General features: G+C 68.3%; 3 protein-coding genes. All 3 read right to left on the minus strand.

What is annotated here, in order from left to right; all coding sequences use genetic code 11:
• The coding region (locus VAE46_RS06255; protein WP_322796063.1) for an HAD family hydrolase at window positions 1-712 on the minus strand (712 nt) is incomplete at its 3' end.
• Between the two features lie 5 nt (window positions 713-717).
• Complete coding sequence (locus tag VAE46_RS06260; protein WP_322796064.1) at window positions 718-1,893, minus strand: acyl-CoA dehydrogenase family protein; 1,176 nt, start codon at window positions 1,891-1,893, stop codon at window positions 718-720.
• An 88-nt stretch (window positions 1,894-1,981) separates the two neighbouring features.
• Window positions 1,982-2,632 carry an HNH endonuclease signature motif containing protein gene (locus tag VAE46_RS06265; protein WP_322796065.1) on the minus strand — a complete coding sequence of 217 codons (651 nt, stop codon included), beginning with the start codon at window positions 2,630-2,632 and terminating at the stop codon, window positions 1,982-1,984.
• Between the last annotated feature and the right edge of the window lie 287 nt (window positions 2,633-2,919).

Raw genomic sequence — 2,919 nt, forward strand, 5'->3', positions numbered from 1 at the left:
TCGCCGCTTCCGTCCCGCTCGCGACCGCCACCGCCAGCCCCGCCTCCCGGAACATCGGCACATCCACTTCCGAATCCCCTACCGCCACCACCTCCCCCGGCGCGATGCCCAGCGCCGAGCACAGCGCATGCAGCCCCCAGCCCTTATCCACCCCCTTCGCCGTCGCCGAGACCATCCCATCGCCGGTGAACGCCAGCGCCTCGAATAGCTCCACCCGGTCCGCCCAGCCCCGCAGCTCCGCCAGCGCCGCATCGTCCGCGCCCGGCTCGGCCAGCACCGCCAGCACCCCGTCGCCCTCCAGCTCCCGCAGGGAGGTCACCGGCCGCAGCCACTCCGGCGCGTTCGCGGCCCACGGGGGCAGCTCGTTCGACCTGCAGTAGGCGAAGCCCGGCGTCGCCACCGTCGCCAGCCAGCCAGCCCGGTCACACAGCTCAGCCACGAACCGTACAAAGTCCGGCGGAAGAAACCGCTGCGCTACCACCCTTCCTCCCGGCCCCCGCACATCCGCGCCCGCCGACCCAATCGCGGCCACCTCCAGCCCCATCGCTGCGAACGGGCGCACCGCTGCCTGGTACCACCGCGCCGTCGCCGGTGCGACCACCATCCCGGCCTCCGCCGCCATGCGCAGCGCCGCCGCCGTCCGGGGCGAAACCCCGCCCGCCCCGTCCAGCAGCGTCCCATCCAGGTCCATCGCCAGCAGCCGGTACCGCACCCCGCCTACCCGCGCGGCAGCCCAAGGCCGCGGGTTGCGATGATCCCGCGCTGGATTTCGCTCGTACCCGCCGCAATCGTCGCGCTCACCGCCTGCAGGTACCCCGAGGCCTGGTCCACCACCTGGTGCTTGCTCCCGTCCCGCAGCTGTCCCGCCATCCCCAGCAAATGCATCCCCGTCAGCGCAATCCGCTGGCTCATCTCGCTCCCGAACAGCTTCGAGGCCGAAGCCTCCGTATTCGGCACCAGCCCCCGCGCCTGCATCGTCGCCACCCGGTAGGCCAGGAACGTCCCCACCTGCACCTCCACCGCCCGATCCGCCAGCTCGTGGCGAATCGACGGGCGCGCCGCCACCAGCGCCGGCCTCGACTTCGCCAGCTCCACCAGTCGCTCCACCGACCTTCGCCCGCCCGCGAACGCCTGGATCCCCGAGCGCTCGAAGTCCAGCGCCACCGCCATGTGATACCAGCCGCGATTCACCTCTCCCACCACCTGCGAGGCCGGCACCCGCACATCCTCGAAGAACACCTCATTGAACCCGTGGCGGTTCGCCATATTGATCAGCGGCCGCACCGTCACGCCCGGGCTCTTCATGTTCACCATGAACATCGTGATGCCCTTATGCTTCGGCGCATCCGGGTCCGTGCGGGCCGCCAGCCACCCCCAGTCCGCCAGGTGCCCGCCCGAAGTCCAAATCTTCTGCCCGTTGATCACCCACTCGTCGCCATCCTTCACCGCCCGCGGCTGCAGCGCTGCCAGGTCCGAACCCGCGCCCGGCTCGCTATACAGCGTGCACCACCAGTCGATCGCCTGCGCAATCCGCGGGATGAACTCCCGCTTCTGCTCCTCCGTCCCGTAGAGCATCAGGCTCGGGCCCACCCACGCGATGCCCATATTGCCCACCGGCGCCTGCGCGTAGGCCATCTCCTCGTTGAACACCAGCTGCTGCATATGCGAGGCCCCGCCGCCGCCGTACTCCTTCGGCCACGCCATCGCCAGCCAGCCGCGCGCCGCCAGCTTCCGCTGGAAGCCCATCACATACTCCCGCTCCTCCTCGTACGAAGCGAAGCCGCCCTCCATCCCCTGCCGCAGCCGCAGCTCCTCCGGCGGCAGGTGGTCCCGCAGGAACGCCCGCACCTCCGCTCGAAACGCCTCGACCTCCGCGTCGTATCGAAACCGCATGGCGATCGCCTCCAGTCCTTCGCTGCCTCCGAACTATACCCGCTCGCGCCCCGCCCGGCGCGCCCACCTGCCCCCGTTCGAAGGCCTCCTACCCGCCGAATCCGGCGCCCTTCTCAAGGTTGTGGTGCGCGCAGAGCAATTGGATGTTCTCGGGGTCGCTACTCGAGCCGCCTTTCGAAAACGGGAGGATGTGGTCGAAGTGCAGGTTCTTGGTTTCCCCGCACTTCACGCACCGGCCGCGGTCCCGCTTGTAGACCAGGGCCTGGACCCACCCAGGAATCCGTCGCTCGAACTCGACGTCCCCACTCCGTTCCGGCATCCAGGAAGCCTTGTCAGTTTCAAAGGCCGGCTCCAGAAAAAACCGAAAGACATTCCGCCCTTCCCGGGTCGACCACTCAAAACGATAGTCCGTGAGAAGGTAGGCTCCCCGGAAGACCCAGATTCCGTCGCGGACCTTCTCGTAGACGTGGAATCGGGCCGGAGGTGCCAGTCCCTCCCGGTACTTTTCAACCGATTCCGCGAACTTCCCGTTCTCGGTCAGTCGTCCGGCACGGTTGGTGCGCGGTTGGTCGACGACCTTCGGATTCGGGTGTTCCACCGACCTCGGGACGTCGTGTCCCTCATACCAAATGGTCCCATCCGCGTTGGCCGAATCGGCGTAGGGAGCTCCAGGCCTCAGCGACATCAAAATGATGCCGTGAGCCGGCGGCGCCCGGAACTGCATCCCACGCTGCAGCATCCCAACGCCCTCCGCCTGGCACATCTCTGCGTGGGTCAGAATATCCCCGGGGCGCATCCTGGCATGCCAGGATACCCATCCCCAGGCCCCCCGCAACCCCCTCCCCACACCCCGTGCTACACTATCCCCACCACCCCCTTAGCACTCCGGGATAAAGAGTGCTAAGCTGGCAGCGCAGGGTTGATAATGACATTGTCAGAGCGCCGCGCCCGCATCCTCGCACTCATCGTCGACGACTTCGTCGGCTCGGCTCAACCCGTCGGCTCCCAGGCGCTCGTCGAACGCCA

Origin of the sequence: Tepidiforma sp., from assembly GCF_034433535.1 — a bacterium.
Classification (GTDB): Bacteria; Chloroflexota; Dehalococcoidia; order Tepidiformales; family Tepidiformaceae; genus Tepidiforma.